Here is a 14,576-nt window from a genome sequence, read left to right as displayed (position 1 = left end):
TTAATATGGACACGGTGTTCGAACAGCTGCCTCACGCTTACGATACGGTATTGACGGAGGGCGGGGACAGTTTATCGGGCGGACAAAAGAAGCGCGTCGCATTGATCCGGGCATTGCTTGCCGAAAGCGACGTCTACGTGTTTGATGAACCGACGGCAGGTTTGGATAGGCGCAATGCCGATTTGTTTTGGCAGCGGATCTCAAAGCTCGGCAAAAACGCAATCGTTATTGTGGTCACGCATTTACGGGAAGAAACCCGATACGCGGACCGAGTGCTTGAATTTCGGGAAGGGAGGTTGAGCGAAAGGGAAAAACCGTTTGAATGGTAGAATTCGCAATATGCAAACGATGCCAAGATGAAAAGCGATCAAAAGGGGCGACCTGCAACGAAAAAGCAAACAAAAACGTCCTTGATGTTAAGGACGTTTTTGTTCAGTGGTGGTCTCAAGAGCCGGCGTTGGTGATACGCTGCTGCGCATTTTTAACGACAGCTGCCGTTTCTTCGGTTTGCTTTTTGAGCTTGGCGATATCGTCTTGAAGCTTCGTGTCGTTCTCCTGCTCGCTCTGGAATTTTTCCAGCTCGACCTTCAGGTCGCGAACGGCTGCTTCGATCTCGACTTTCCATTCCATGGCGACTTCGCCAACTTCTTTGCCGAAAGCGATCAGCTCGCGGCTGGTTTCCGCTGCGGCTTGGCCTTTGGCTCGCAGAACCGCAATCGCGTTTTGACCTTTGTCCTTCGCGTTTTCTAGCGAAGCTTGGCCTTTGTCGCGAAGCGTCAGGGCGGTGTCGACACTGCGGTCTTTGATGTCGATCACGGCTGTGACGCCGCGATCTTTCAGTTCCAGACCTTTGTCTTTCAAATCGTTGGCTGCAATGACGCCTCTGTCTTTCAGATCGATCGCCGCGACGACGCCGCGATCTTTCAGTTCCAAGCCTTTGTCCTTCAAGTCGATCGCACCGTCAGCAAGAACCCGGCGAGTCTCCGAACCGCGCTGCGGAGCGAATAATAGAGCAGTAATCCCGCCAATTGCGGCTCCGGCTGCAATTCCGGCAATAAATTTCAAGGATGAATTCGACATATGTAAGCCTCCTGTTCAAAAGGTTTCTTCTCTAGTATTACCCATAGTTGCGTTTCTGAACAGAGTTAGCAGGGGGAAACATCGAGAAAATTCGACGGGGGTGGCTCAATGGAGGCGCTGCGGGGGAAATTCGTTCAAGACGCTGTCTCGCGAAGAAAGCTTGCAGCTTTCCTCGCTCAAAGGCGTCTTTCACTGAATTTCCCCCTCCGCTAGGATTGAGCCGGAATCGGATTTCTCGATTGGAGGGGAGAAGGGAAAAAAGCAAAAACAAAAGCAAAAGAAAAAGAAAAAGATTAATAGAAAGATCAAGGTACAAAAAAGAAAGAAAGGGAGTGTGGGGAATGAGTGTGTACGAGAGAGCTTGTGAGAGGGTTGGGAGGATTGATGTTGAGAGGTATATTGGAAACGAGGGGAAACGGTATGAGGAAATCAGGTCGAAGGGGGAGTATGAAGCAGATTCGGTGTTGATTGCGGAGTATTATCGTAGAGTCGGAGTGTTTTTGCAGTCGATTTCGAAGGAAGCGGCGGGTATTTATGCGGGGATGGATATGTTGATTGGGTACAAGATTGCCGAAGAGGCTTGGGATGAATTTCATGCCCAATTTCCTCAGTTCAAGCCGCTCAATAATTGGCTAATGAAGTTTTTGTGCATGCACTATCTTCGGTGGTGTTTGTTGATCGATGCCGGCGAGGAGAAAGCTTTACAGTTTCCTGATGTCTATGAACCGATGATCATGTTATTTGAAAAAGGCGGGGGCGGGATCAGTACGCATCACGGAGAATTAGTAGGAGGCTTCGGGGCTTTTTCAAAAACGATTGATTCAAGTCGAGGAGATCAGAAACCTTATGATATCAGCGAGGAAGGTCTTACACGTGCAACCAAGGAAATTGAAGTCGCAGAGAAATATCTAAGCGAATACAAGGCAGAAAGCTTAGAGAAAAAAATGTGCATTCGCTGCGGCAATCACTTAGAGATCCAAGAACACCCCAGCCAATACCTATACGGCGGAACTTGGTACACCATCAAATGCAAATCCCCAAATTGCTTCAGCCGCAATTTTTCCTAACCATCCAATCTTTTATTTAAGGTTTTTTGTCCCTTATCTACCCATACAAACAAAAAACGCCCCGAAGGGCGTCAAGATGACGAAAAAGTCCAACGTAGCTGGAAGCGAGAAGACGAAGAGAGAAATTCAGTGTAGGAATGAAATGTTCGCCTTTGAAATCGAGAAAAAACCAATCAAAGTTTAAATCTATTTTCTCGATTTCAACACGCGACCGGAACGAATTTCTCTCGGAGTCTTCTCGCTTTCCGCGCCAACGTAACTTTCGAGAGCAACCTGACGCCTGCAAAAGGAGCGTTTTTCCATTTAATCTTTCACAACTTGCAAATGCGATGCAGCTTCAACAGGATCAGCAGAGGAGTCGTCCGTTTCCGCCGAAGGCTTGATCTCAAGAGTCTCGATGGCTTCTTTCCAATCTTCATCGCTGGACACTTCGCGCCCGAGCGCGATCAGATCGCGTGTTTTCTCGGCAGTCTCGTGCCCCAACTCCAACCCTTTTTCCTTGGTTTGAATCGCGATTTTGCGGATCTGTTGCCGGGCACCGGCGCTTTTGTTGGAAGTGAGAAACCAGGCAGCGCCGGCTCCGGCCATCGTGCCCATCACGATTCGGGCCATGCGCCGTTTCGTTGTTTCGTCCATCGGATTTTCATCTCCTTGTCGACTTCAGCGATTGAACTTCTTCCCTACATTAACCCCTTTTGATCAGCTGCCAAACTGCGCTTGATGCAGACGGCTGTAAATCCCGCCGGTTTCGATCAATTCTTCATGTTTGCCTTCTTCGGCAATGCCGTCTTTGCTGACGACGATGATGCGATCCGCGTTTTTGATCGTTGCCAGACGGTGCGCGATGACGAGCGTCGTGCGTCCGACTGCAAGTTCCGACAGCGACTTTTGGATCGCTAATTCCGTCTCGGTATCGAGTGCCGATGTGGCTTCGTCCAGGATCAGAATCGGAGGGTTTTTCAGGAACATCCGTGCAATTGCCATCCGCTGCTTCTGTCCGCCGGACAGCTTCACGCCGCGTTCGCCGATCACGGTGTCCATGCCTTCCGGCATGGCGCGAATGACGTCGGCCATATGCGCGCGTTCTGCGGCAACCCAGATCTCTTCAAGCGAAGCGTCGAGTTTGCCGTAGGAGATGTTCTCGCGGATGGTACCGGAGAACAAGAATACGTCCTGCTGAACGATACCGATCTGTTTGCGCAGCGATTCCAGCGTCATGTCCCGAATATCCATGCCGTCCACGGTGATCGAACCGGCTTGGACTTCATAGAAGCGAGGCAGGAGGCTGCAGATCGTCGTTTTACCCGCACCGGAAGGTCCGACAAAGGCTACCGTCTCGCCCGGGTGAATCTGAAGACTGATGTCGTCAAGGATCGGACGTTCTTTTTCATAGCCGAAGGTCACGTTGTTGAAGTGAATTTCGCCTTTCAGCGAATCGACGTTTTTTGCATTCGGCGCGTCCTGAATATCTGGATCGGTGTCCATGATTTCCAGATAACGACGGAAGCCCGCGATTCCTTTCGGATAGCTCTCGATAACGGCATTGATCTTCTCGATTGGACGGAAGAACACGTTCGCCAGCAATTGGAAGGCTACGAATTCGCCGATCTGGATCTCGCCGCGAATGAAGTACCATGCGCCGAAGACCAGAACCAAAACGCTGATCAGCCGCATCATCATATAGTTGACGGACATGCTGCCCGCCATTGTTTTATAAGCCATCAGCTTGGTTTTGCGGAAATCCTGATTCTCGACTTCGAACAGTTCGCTTTCGTGCTTCTCGTTCGCGAACGATTGTACCACGCGGATACCGCCGATGTTGTCTTCGATGCGGGAATTGAAGTTACCCACGTTACCGAAAAGTCGGCTGTATGTACGCGTCATGCGGCGACCGAAGAAGATAATCATCCAAGCCATGACCGGAATGATGATGAATGTGATAATCGCAAGTTCCGGGCTGATGTTGTACATCAGGATGAACGAACCGACGAGAGTCATGATCGCGATAAATACGTCTTCCGGTCCGTGATGGGCCAGTTCGCCGATATCGTTCAAGTCGTTCGTGATCCGGCCGATCAGATGACCGGTCTTATGGTTATCGTAGAATCGGAACGACAGCTTTTGCAGTTTCCCGAACAGGCTTTTGCGCATGTCGGTCTCAATATTGATCCCGAGCATATGCCCCCAATACGTGACGACATATTGCATGCCTGTATTCAACGCATAGATGGCAAGCAAGCCGATACACGCTGCCAAAATTAAGGTCCAGTTGCCGCTCGGAAGCAGGTCGTCGATAAACGTGTTGACCGCGATGGGAAACGCGAGTTCGAGCAGACCGGCAAATACGGCACAGCAGAAGTCGAGCACGAACAGCCCTTTGTAAGGCCGGTAAAAGGCGAAGAAACGTTTCAAAATGTTGATGCCAATCCCTCTTTTCTCTCTTAATCTGTACTTCTCAATCTCCGATTCGAAGCGTTTGGCCGACCCGTCGGAACAGAGTCTATTGAGAATCATTCTCTATCATAGCTTGTATACGAGCAAAACGGCAAGATAAAAATACAAAAAAAGACGAACAAGTATTTTGTTTACGGGTCGCTTATTTTACTGGATTTCGTGATTGCTCAGCCGCTGCTTCAGCATATCGTAACAAGCGTTCAGTTCGGATTCTGCTGCGAATCCTGCCTGCGCCAATCGATCATTCCCTCCGCCGCGACCGCCGAAAGCCGGCAGTATTTCTTTGAAAAGAACGCCGCAAGAGAAACCGGCTTCGCCGCCGTGGGCGAGAAGCAGTTTGAATTCCGTCAACGAACCAAGCAGAATCGGGAGCTGAAGGTTACGGGCGGTCAGGGCTGTCGCAAGACTTTGCAGTTCTTTTACCGTCCGGTCAGTGAATAACTTCGCAATAGGGCCTCCCGCATGAACAGTTTCATGAAGCAATTCTTGAGCGATATAATCGTCCAATTGCTGCCGCAGTGCGTTCAGCTCGGTCTGCTTGCGTCGATCCTCCTCGGTCCACTTTTCCAATCGTTCGAGAAGTTCTTCCTTTGGGGTGCTGAGCTTGGAGGAGAGGGTAGCAAGTATCTTGGTTTGCGTTACGAATTCGTCGAGTGCACGAAGTCCTGTTTTGAATGTTAGTCGAAGATGCCCCTTTTGTTTCTCGGCGCGCAGCAACTTGAGCAGGCCGAGTTCGCCCGTAGCGCTCACATGCGTGCCGCCGCAAGCGTTATATTCAATGCCTTCGATCTCGACGATGCGCACCTCCCCTTCAACGGAAGGGGCTTTGACGAGCGGTAAGTTTGCGGCCTCTTCGCTGCTGACAAAATAACTTTTGATCGGCAGATTGCGCACGATGCGAAGATTGACTTCCCGTTCTACTCCATCTAATTCCTGCTGTGTCCATTCTGCGCGTTCCACATCGATCGTGGCATATTCGTCACCGAGGTGGAAGCTCAACGTGGCGGCGCCCAGCAGATCCAGCACGGTGGCAGACAACAGATGCTGGCCGCTATGCTGCTGCATATGGTCGAAGCGGCGTTCCCAGTCCAGTCGGCAGGAGACTTTGCTCCCCTGTTCGCCGGGCGAAGCTTCAACGAGATGTAGGACTTCGCCGTTTTGGCTCGATGTATCCAGCACTCGGACTTCGCCGATCCAACCCGAATCGCCCGGCTGTCCGCCGCCTTCCGGATAGAAAAACGTCTCGTCCAGTCGGACATATACCCTGTTTTTATCTGAAATAATCTCTTGAATAACAGCTGTCCACTCTTGGGAGTAGGCAGAATCATAGTAGCGTTTATGCGTCATGACGTTCTCCTTTTTGTTTCCGGTCCGGCGTAGAAAAGTCTAGTTTCTTAAGCCGCGGAAGAGTCTGTTTGCATCGTATCCCATATCCGTATTTTGGGCAACGATATAAGGGGATTCAAGGTTTTGTAACCACTATGCCATTTGGGTTCAGGGGATGAATCGGCGTATAATAAAAGAACGGACTCCGTTAAGTTCGAGGTATTACATATATTGGAGGAGGCGTTTTTTCATGTATGAAGTTGCGATTATTGGAGCAGGGCCAGCAGGGGCGAGCGCAGCGCTTTTCACGGCTAAGGCAGGCAAAAAGACGCTATTGATCGACAACGACAAAGGCATGACGCGGCGCGGTTGGTATGAAAATTACTACGGGATCGCCGAAGTCGACGGTCCGACGCTCGTTGAAACGGGGCACAAGCAGGCGCAAAAGTTCGGAGCCGAGCTGGTCAGCGATCAGGCGGTATCGGTTGAGCAAAGCGGCGAAGGCTTCAAGATAACGACTGAAGGCGGCGCGTCTTACGAAGCTAAGCACGTGATCCTGGCGACAGGCGCCGTAGCCGATCTGGCTTCCGCTTCCGGCGTGGAGACGAAGGACGGCACGGAGCCGCGTATCAAAACGGTCGTAGCGGTAGATGCCGCAGGCCGCACGAATGTAAACGGAATCTGGGCAGCCGGAACGGTAGCCGGTGTCAGCGTTCACGCGATCATCACAGCTGGGGACGGCGCGAAGGTCGCGATTAACGTGATCAGCGAACTCAATGGCGAACGTTACGTGGACCACGATGTGTTGAAAAAGGGCTAAGTTCGAATAGGGTTGCAGGGAAAAGCAGAACCTTTCGCGAGATGGAGATGAAGCATGACAATCGATCTGGAAAAAAATCCGGCAGATATCGCATTGATGCGTAACGCGGCGTTGGGTGAAGGAAGTGCATTGGAAGAGCTTCGCAGGAGAGAGGTTTTGTTTGCGCAGCGCCCGGGGTTATGTTTTGCGGTGTCGACCGAAGCGGAAAGCGGCCGTCAGCAAGGCATTTTGTCCGAGCATCGGGAGGGCGGAGGCGGAATGGACAGTCTGATCGAGATTCCGTTGTCTTTTACCATCGAAGCCGTATCTATAGAAGGAGAAAAAGTCGTATTGACGGCGAAGGACGGTCGGGTGATGGCGGCAGAACCGGAGCGATTCGGATTCAGACGTCTGATTCGGGAACAGAATAATCCGGATTATGAGGCGCAATTGGAACATGACTTTCTCTCGATTCCAAGTAAACGTCGAGGGGAAGCGGATCGGTATAAGGATGGCGTAGGGAATGAGTGGACGTATAATACGGAAATCGGCGGGTATTGGTTGACTCGTTCTAGTGAGATCGAAGTAGGGCAAGCAGAAGTGTCTTGTGAGGCGACCGCTCGCGATGAACTGACGGAGATGCTACCTGCGGTTAATCCTCGTTTGCAGCGGTTGGATTCGTATCTGCGCGCTGCGACGGCTTATTTGTGGGAGAGCGGTAGCGAAGAGGAGAAGGAGTCTTTGGAGTTGGAGTCCTTCCGCGACATGCTGCGTTTGGATTCTGTGAATTTTAGTTACTACGGGGATCTGGAATTATGGTTGGTTGAAAAGGATGAAGCTGGAGCGTTGTTCGATGGATATAGCCCGACGGTTTATTTGGATCGGAATGACGAGATTGTGAGTTGGGCAATGAATGGATAATGGTATGGATAAGCTAACTTTTTTGTTAAGAGCCGAACAGATATAATAAGATTACGTCTTATAAAGCAGATGGGCGTGTACTTTTCTTTCGAGAAAAGTACACGCCCATCTTTTGCATTGATCCAGTCGTGAAGATTTAAGAGACGACGCAAGCGTCATAATGATCGCTTTACTCGAATCCCAGTTTCAAACTACGCTCCTACGTAATGGGCGACCACGGCTCGGCACAAATTGGGCTTCGCTTGATGGTTTCAATCCACGCTCCCGCGAAAGGAGCGACTCCTGAAGCAATTCAACAAGTTCGTGAACTACCACGTTTCAATCCACGCTCCCGCGTAAGGAGCGACTATACCCGGCGTTGATGATGATGTACGGATCTTTACCGTTTCAATCCACGCTCCCGCGTAAGGAGCGACGCGCAACGCCGCCGTCGCTTGATCACCGAGGCTGCGCGTTTCAATCCACGCTCCCGCGTAAGGAGCGACGGAAAGTGATTTCGTAGCGTGGCAGCGTCGGCAAGTTTCAATCCACGCTCCCGCGTAAGGAGCGACCTTCGCATCATCTTTAAGCAGCAAGGGAATGATTGTTTCAATCCACGCTCCCGCGTAAGGAGCGACCGCTGCCGATTGATCGGGCAAACAAAGTCTTTGTGTTTCAATCCACGCTCCCGCGTAAGGAGCGACTAAATTCGGTTCAGCCGATACTAACTGCGCTTGCGTTTCAATCCACGCTCCCGCGTAAGGAGCGACCTCCGGCGAATACGACTGGCGTGTCGACTTCCATGTTTCAATCCACGCTCCCGCGTAAGGAGCGACATGGGATTCCGGTCAGGTTGGTTGGATCTACGCAGAGTTTCAATCCACGCTCCCGCGTAAGGAGCGACTCACAGGATCACACAATACAAACAAGCTGGGACGTGTTTCAATCCACGCTCCCGCGTAAGGAGCGACCGAGACAAGCGGCGGTAAAAGAAGCGAAAGTTCAGGTTTCAATCCACGCTCCCGCGTAAGGAGCGACAGGATCGAAAGGTTCAGCGCAACGAAAACAGCACGTTTCAATCCACGCTCCCGCGTAAGGAGCGACTTGACCGCTGTTCCGGATATTTCGATACTCCGGAGGTTTCAATCCACGCTCCCGCGTAAGGAGCGACTTGTAAATGGTGGGATGAGTTTTTGGGTGACGTTGTTTCAATCCACGCTCCCGCGTAAGGAGCGACGGCAAGCCGAATAATCACGTCGGCCAATTCAGACGGTTTCAATCCACGCTCCCGCGTAAGGAGCGACTACTTGCTGCCTATATTCCTTCTCGTACCAGAGGTTTCAATCCACGCTCCCGCGTAAGGAGCGACGATCGCGCTACATCGTCTGTGAAGGTGGATGGTGTTTCAATCCACGCTCCCGCGTAAGGAGCGACTCTGTTGCTGTACTGGTGTTCGTATCGTTCAACTGTTTCAATCCACGCTCCCGCGTAAGGAGCGACCTGACTCTGTTTTTAATAAGTACGGTTTGTACGGTTTCAATCCACGCTCCCGCGTAAGGAGCGACAGCAGCCGACCCGACCGCCCCGTTCGAAAGCTGCGTTTCAATCCACGCTCCCGCGTAAGGAGCGACGCGATAACAATAAGCAGGCTGGTCAGGCTAGCTTCGTTTCAATCCACGCTCCCGCGTAAGGAGCGACGGATATGGAGGCGGGCACGATCGCCGCGCTCACGTTTCAATCCACGCTCCCGCGTAAGGAGCGACTTCCACCAATTCAGGCTTTTCACGCTTCCACTTGTAGTTTCAATCCACGCTCCCGCGTAAGGAGCGACTGAACGCGATCGAAATGAACTTGCTTCGGATCTGGTTTCAATCCACGCTCCCGCGTAAGGAGCGACCGCACCAGACAACGAAATCGAAGAGATTAGCCAGTTTCAATCCACGCTCCCGCGTAAGGAGCGACCCGGGGCTACGTCACAATCCGTTGGTACGGAGAATCGTTTCAATCCACGCTCCCGCGTAAGGAGCGACGTCGGCATCTACATCTCGGTCGACATCGCCGAGGAGTTTCAATCCACGCTCCCGCGTAAGGAGCGACCAACCGATCATTTGAACAATCAAATTTCATGTCAGTTTCAATCCACGCTCCCGCGTAAGGAGCGACCCGCTGGGGGCTACACGAAAATCACAGCCCTGCCAGTTTCAATCCACGCTCCCGCGTAAGGAGCGACGAGGAACTTATCTCGATAAAGGAATGGCACAAGGTTTCAATCCACGCTCCCGCGTAAGGAGCGACTGCACCGACTCTCAGCCCTTGCCCTGCAAGGCTTCGCAGGCCGAAAAGTGCGAACCTCTAATTCAGACTACCGAAACCTGGACAAAAATACAACCGAAATCCTTGAATCCCTTACGTGGCGCGGGGGGCGAACCTCCCGGGGATTTCATGGGAGCTTGTGGTTCGCACTTTTTTCTTCTATCAAATAAAGGCCTTGCTCCTATACAGGGAGCGCAGCCTTTATTCGAATCGATTCCGTTATCAGGCACTTCAATCGCCCGACTGCCGAATCGCGCCTGCTCCAGAAGCAGGTACACGAGCATACTCCGGTCGTGAAACCAATTCATGCAGGTAATCCAGCAGCATCGGGGACAGTTCCTTGCGGCGCAGGCCGATCTCCAGGATCGCTTTCATATAGCCGAATTTATCGCCGATATCGTAACGATCGCCAGCCAGTTCGAGAGCAAGTAAACCATCCTCGGCACATGAAGCATGCAGGGCGTCGGTTAATTGATACTCGCCTCCCGCACCCGGCGGGATCGCTTCAAGCACGCTTCAAGCACGCTTCAAGCACGCTTCAAGCACCTCAAAGATCGAAGGATTCAGGATATAACGCCCCATGACCGCTATATTGGACGGGGCATCTTGCGGAGAGGGCTTTTCGACCAATCCTGCTGCCGTATGCACTCGACCTTCCGCAATACCGGGCATCAGAATCCCATATTTATTGACTTCGGAATACGGAACAGGCTGAACGCCTACGATATGTCGTCCGGTTTCTTCATATAAATGAGTCATCTGCTTTAGCGCGGGCGGATCGGAGACCATGATGTCGTCACCCAGCAGCACGGCAAACGGCTCGTCTCCGATAAACTGTTTTGCACACAGAATAGCGTGACCCAATCCCAAAGGCTCGCGTTGGCGAATGTAATGGATACTCGCCATCGAGCCGATCGAGCGTACATTTTCCAACAAATCGAGCTTGCCTTTCGCTTCAAGCTGCTGTTCCAGTTCTACCGACTTGTCGAAGTGGTCTTCGATCGACTTCTTGTTTCGACCCGTCACGATAATAAGGCTTTCGATTCCGGCTGCCACAGCTTCCTCGACGATATATTGAATCGCGGGCTTGTCGACGATCGGAAGCATTTCTTTCGGTTGAGCTTTGGTAGCAGGAAGAAAGCGGGTCCCCAAGCCTGCGACGGGAATGACGGCTTTGCGGATTCTCATCGGCGATCACTCCTTCTTGTACTATGGTGAATCATAGGGTTGGATGCCGTTCCATGTCCAGTAGGGTAATGGGTGTGATCCCGGAAAAGGGGCTGTTCGCTTGCGTCCACATGATGAACCGGTAGAGCGGCTATACGTCCGTTGGCTGGAGCTTGATCTGCCTCGGATGAACGAGCGCTTGGGTCCAAAAAAGCGCCGCTCCGTTCAGCAGGGCGAGAAATCTGAACCACTGATTCTGTTTCACGTGGAGTGGAGGCGGAAGCATAAACGGATTCTTTTCCATATACGCCTACTACAGACCGATTACGCATATCCGCGTCCCGTGCAGGCATGTGCTGCATATTATGCGTCTCGCGAACGATATAGAGCGGGCGGCCTTTGACTTCGTCGTAGATGCGTCCGATGTACTCGCCGATCACGCCGAGCATAATCAAGGTTACGCCGTTAAAGATCAGCATCAGGCAGATCGTGGAAGCCCAGCCGCGCATCGTGCTGTCGGTAAATAACGCCATTGCGATCACGTACAGCATATACACAAAACCTGCTGCCGACATCATTGCTCCGGCGTAGCCAGCCAATTTGAGCGGTTTATGGGAAAAGGAAGTGAGGCCGTCCAAAGAAAGCTTGATCATCTTTTTTAATGGATATTTGGTCTCGCCGGCCAGACGTTCATCTCGTTCGTATTCGATCGCAACTTGGCGGAAGCCCGTCCAGCTCACTAGCCCGCGTACAAAAGGATTCCGTTCGCCGAGGCGGTTCATTTCGTCGCACACCTTGCGGTCGATCAGACGGAAGTCGCCGGTGTCCACCGGAATCGGCACTTCGGTCGAAGCATGCAAAATGCGATAGAAGAGGGAGGCGGACCATTTTTTGAACAACGACTCGCCTTTGCGCTTGGAACGCTTCGCATAGACCACCTCATAACCTTCCTGCCATTTGTCCAGCATATCGAGGATCAGCTCCGGCGGGTCTTGCAGATCCGCGTCGATGATGACGACGGCGTCGCCGGACGCATAATCCATACCTGCCGTGACGGCAATCTGGTGGCCGAAATTCCGGGAGAAGTCGATCAGTTTGACCGACTCGTCCCGGAGTGACAGTTCGCGGATGATTTCCGGCGAGCGATCGACCCCTCCGTCATTGATAAACAGCAGTTCATAGCTCTCGCCGGTTCGGCGCATGACGTCCGACAAACGGCGGTACGTCTCGGCGATGACCGCTTCTTCGTTATACATCGGGATAATGACGGAAATCCGCACTTGGTTATTCATCGTATTCGCCTCCTTGAAAGGTAAGGACTTGTCGGAATCAGGATTCCGGCAGCGTCACTTCATATAGCGTCAGGTTGTTGTTGAAACCGAAAGCATTCTGCGTATCGGCAGCAGAGGTGTCCGTATCTGCCTCCGGCGTGCTTTGCCATTCGGAAGACGGAATTTCGGTGCCGTTTTCCGTGATCCAGTCGGTGACCTCCGAGTTGCCTTCGCGACCGCCTCCGCCCATGCCGCCGCCAAGCAGGAAGTACTTGACCTTGCCGCTGCGTACGAGCGCTTCTAGCGTCTCCGGCGTATAGACTTCGTCGGAAGCATTGAAGCCGTTTAAAATGACCAAGCTTTCGCCTTCGTCGATCATGTAAGGAGCAGCCGTAGTATAGTTGGTGACCGCCATGAGATAAGGTTCTCCTGTATTGTGTTCGCGCAGATAGGCGAGCAATTCCTGATTGGCGGATTCCGAATCTTGCATGCCGCCGAATCCGCCGCCTCCGAATGCTGAACTACTTCCGTCAGGTCCGGCTGCCGGAAGCTGTGAATTTTGACCGTACACGATCGGCGTAAATGACCAGTAGATCGGGCCGATGAACATTGCTGCCAGTGCCGCGATTAGCGAGGCATGCTGTAGACGAATATGGTTGCCACGTTTGAACGCGGCAAGCCCTACAGCTGCGGCAATACCGATAACCAACACGCCGATCGACCAGAAGCTGTCGATGGTCTCGTCGTAAGGGTGGAGGATGAACCAGGAGAGCGCGGCCGTTGCGAGCACCGATACAGGCAGAAACCAAGAGGACCATCCTTCCCGATTCCGGTACGCGTCCCACATTTCCGTAATAGCCGCTCCTGCCAATGCCGATACCGGAGGCGCCAACATAATCAGATAGTACTGATGGAAAAAGCCTGCGATACTAAAGAATCCTGCGACCGGAACAAGCCACGCCAGCCAGAAAATGATCGCTTTGTGCTTGTCCGTGAAGTTCCGTCTGCGCCAGCTTGCCAATATGGCGAAGGCTCCGATCAGGCCTAGCGGAATCAACCAGCTGGCTTGCCCGGACAGCTCGGATTGGAACAGGCGCAGCGGACCGGCTTCGCCCGTATTGAACATGCCATCGCCGTTCCCGCCCGGCGCGCCTCCGCCGTTCGTCCCGCCGAATCCGCCGCCTTGACCTCCAGGCATTCCGTCTTCGCCGCCGAATCCACCGAAGTTGCCGCGTCCTCCGCCGTCGGAAGGGGTTTGTCCGTTCGCCCCGTCATTATTCGAAGCCTGTCCACCGAAACTCGGCATCCCCCCTCCGAAGCCTTGACCGGAACCGCCTGCTGCTCCGGTACTCCGTTCGCCCGTCAGACGGGAAACGCCATTGTAGCCGAATGCCAGATTGAGTACGGAGTTGGTTCCGCTGCTGCCGATGAACGGCCGTTCGCTCGCAGGCACCGAATCCACGACGACGGCCCAAGAGATCGAGACGACGGCGACGACTGCGGTGGCTGCAATCAGAGAGATCAGTTTCTTTTTCCAACCATACTTGGCTGCCAGCAGATAGAAGAGATAGAAGGCCGGTAGTACCATGTAGGCTTGCAGCATCTTCATGTTGAATCCGATACCGATTACCGCGAATGCGCCGAGCAGGCTCCAGATTCCGCCTTTCCGCACGGCCCCGAACAATAGCCAGCTCGCGAGCAGCAGCGTGAATACCAGCAGGCTATCGATGTTGTTCGTGCGGCTGACCGCGACGGCAACCGGCGTGAACGCCATGCCGAATGCGGCAATGCGAGCGGCCCAAATGCCGAAGGAAGGCTTGACGAGCAGATAGACCAGAATGACGGAGCCGACGCCTGCCAGTGCTTGCGGCAGGATGACGCTCCAACCGTGCAGGCCGAAAATCAAAGCGCTGACCGTCTGAATCCAGAACGCGACCGGCGGCTTGTCGACCGTGACCGATCCGGCGGAGTCGAGCGACGCATAGAAGAAGTTATGGAAGTTCTCCATCATGCTCGCCACCGCGACGGTGTAGTACGTGTTGGCGTAAGTCTCTTCCCAGATGTTCCAGCCGTTCAAAAACAGGGCAATCAGCGCCGTAGCGAGCAGCCAGAAGTCCGGGCGAAATTTCGCTTGGGATTTCATTGAGTCAAGTCACTCCTTAGATTGGGTTAAAGCCGCAGGATGCAAAAACACATCGT

The 14,576-nt window shown here is 52.9% G+C and carries 9 protein-coding genes, 2 pseudogenes and 1 CRISPR repeat array; of the genes and pseudogenes, 4 read left to right on the top strand and 7 right to left on the bottom strand.

What is annotated here, in order from left to right; all coding sequences use genetic code 11:
* A partial coding sequence (locus SACSAC_RS19830; RefSeq protein WP_169833791.1) for an ATP-binding cassette domain-containing protein occupies positions 1-329 on the top strand: 329 nt, incomplete at its 5' end.
* A gap of 115 nt (positions 330-444) precedes the next feature.
* Here the strand turns inward: SACSAC_RS19830 and SACSAC_RS27295 are convergent.
* Positions 445-1,080, bottom strand: a complete 636-nt coding sequence (locus SACSAC_RS27295) for a YtxH domain-containing protein (RefSeq protein ID WP_051507276.1) — start codon at positions 1,078-1,080, stop codon at positions 445-447.
* 341 nt (positions 1,081-1,421) lie between these two features.
* Here SACSAC_RS27295 and SACSAC_RS19820 point away from each other — a divergent pair, with 341 nt between their 5' ends.
* Positions 1,422-2,147: a hypothetical protein gene (locus SACSAC_RS19820; RefSeq protein ID WP_037289559.1), complete on the top strand. Its 726-nt coding sequence runs from the start codon at positions 1,422-1,424 to the stop codon at positions 2,145-2,147.
* 303 nt (positions 2,148-2,450) lie between these two features.
* Here SACSAC_RS19820 and SACSAC_RS19815 read toward each other — a convergent pair whose 3' ends face one another.
* From SACSAC_RS19815 to SACSAC_RS19805, 3 genes are all read right to left on the bottom strand, one after another.
* Positions 2,451-2,783, bottom strand: a complete 333-nt coding sequence (locus tag SACSAC_RS19815) for a hypothetical protein (protein WP_037289557.1) — start codon at positions 2,781-2,783, stop codon at positions 2,451-2,453.
* Positions 2,784-2,846: 63 nt separating this feature from the next.
* The gene (locus SACSAC_RS19810) at positions 2,847-4,562 is read right to left on the bottom strand and encodes an ABC transporter ATP-binding protein (protein ID WP_037293336.1); all 1,716 of its coding nucleotides are present in this window, start codon (positions 4,560-4,562) and stop codon (positions 2,847-2,849) included.
* Between the two features lie 186 nt (positions 4,563-4,748).
* Positions 4,749-5,948 (bottom strand): alanyl-tRNA editing protein, encoded by a 1,200-nt coding sequence (locus SACSAC_RS19805; protein WP_037289555.1) that lies wholly within the window; start codon positions 5,946-5,948, stop codon positions 4,749-4,751.
* Between the two features lie 229 nt (positions 5,949-6,177).
* Here SACSAC_RS19805 and SACSAC_RS19800 point away from each other — a divergent pair, with 229 nt between their 5' ends.
* Positions 6,178-6,747 (top strand): FAD-dependent oxidoreductase, encoded by a 570-nt coding sequence (locus SACSAC_RS19800; RefSeq protein WP_037289554.1) that lies wholly within the window; start codon positions 6,178-6,180, stop codon positions 6,745-6,747.
* A gap of 54 nt (positions 6,748-6,801) precedes the next feature.
* Positions 6,802-7,647: a hypothetical protein gene (locus SACSAC_RS19795; RefSeq protein WP_037289552.1), complete on the top strand. Its 846-nt coding sequence runs from the start codon at positions 6,802-6,804 to the stop codon at positions 7,645-7,647.
* Between the two features lie 183 nt (positions 7,648-7,830).
* A CRISPR array of direct repeats spans positions 7,831-9,921; the repeat unit is 32 nt; unit sequence GTTTCAATCCACGCTCCCGCGTAAGGAGCGAC.
* A gap of 249 nt (positions 9,922-10,170) precedes the next feature.
* Here the strand turns inward: SACSAC_RS19795 and galU are convergent.
* The 3 genes and pseudogenes from galU to SACSAC_RS19780 all read right to left on the bottom strand — a co-directional run bounded on the left by galU (position 10,171) and on the right by SACSAC_RS19780 (position 14,520).
* Positions 10,171-11,127, bottom strand: a pseudogene (gene galU, locus SACSAC_RS19790) (UTP--glucose-1-phosphate uridylyltransferase GalU).
* A 332-nt stretch (positions 11,128-11,459) separates the two neighbouring features.
* Positions 11,460-12,398, bottom strand: a pseudogene (locus SACSAC_RS19785) (glycosyltransferase family 2 protein); the annotation flags it as partial.
* A 37-nt stretch (positions 12,399-12,435) separates the two neighbouring features.
* Complete coding sequence (locus tag SACSAC_RS19780) at positions 12,436-14,520, bottom strand: glycosyltransferase family 39 protein (RefSeq protein ID WP_037289550.1); 2,085 nt, start codon at positions 14,518-14,520, stop codon at positions 12,436-12,438.
* Between the last annotated feature and the right edge of the window lie 56 nt (positions 14,521-14,576).

The organism is Saccharibacillus sacchari DSM 19268 (genome assembly GCF_000585395.1).
GTDB lineage: Bacteria > Bacillota > Bacilli > Paenibacillales > Paenibacillaceae > Saccharibacillus > Saccharibacillus sacchari.
The sequence above is the reverse complement of the archived record's forward strand: the minus strand, read 5'-3'. Positions and strand labels throughout refer to the sequence as shown.

What these genes read in the sequence shown, in the direction of transcription:
- SACSAC_RS19820 (WP_037289559.1), top strand. Translation starts at nt 1,422, where the DNA reads ATGAGTGTGTACGAGAGAGCTTGTGAGAGGGTTGGGAGGATTGATGTT.
- SACSAC_RS19800 (WP_037289554.1), top strand. Translation starts at nt 6,178, where the DNA reads ATGTATGAAGTTGCGATTATTGGAGCAGGGCCAGCAGGGGCGAGCGCA.
- SACSAC_RS19815 (WP_037289557.1), bottom strand. Translation starts at nt 2,783, where the DNA reads ATGGACGAAACAACGAAACGGCGCATGGCCCGAATCGTGATGGGCACG.
- SACSAC_RS19795 (WP_037289552.1), top strand. Translation starts at nt 6,802, where the DNA reads ATGACAATCGATCTGGAAAAAAATCCGGCAGATATCGCATTGATGCGT.
- SACSAC_RS19805 (WP_037289555.1), bottom strand. Translation starts at nt 5,948, where the DNA reads ATGACGCATAAACGCTACTATGATTCTGCCTACTCCCAAGAGTGGACA.
- SACSAC_RS19780 (WP_037289550.1), bottom strand. Translation starts at nt 14,520, where the DNA reads ATGAAATCCCAAGCGAAATTTCGCCCGGACTTCTGGCTGCTCGCTACG.
- SACSAC_RS27295 (WP_051507276.1), bottom strand. Translation starts at nt 1,080, where the DNA reads ATGTCGAATTCATCCTTGAAATTTATTGCCGGAATTGCAGCCGGAGCC.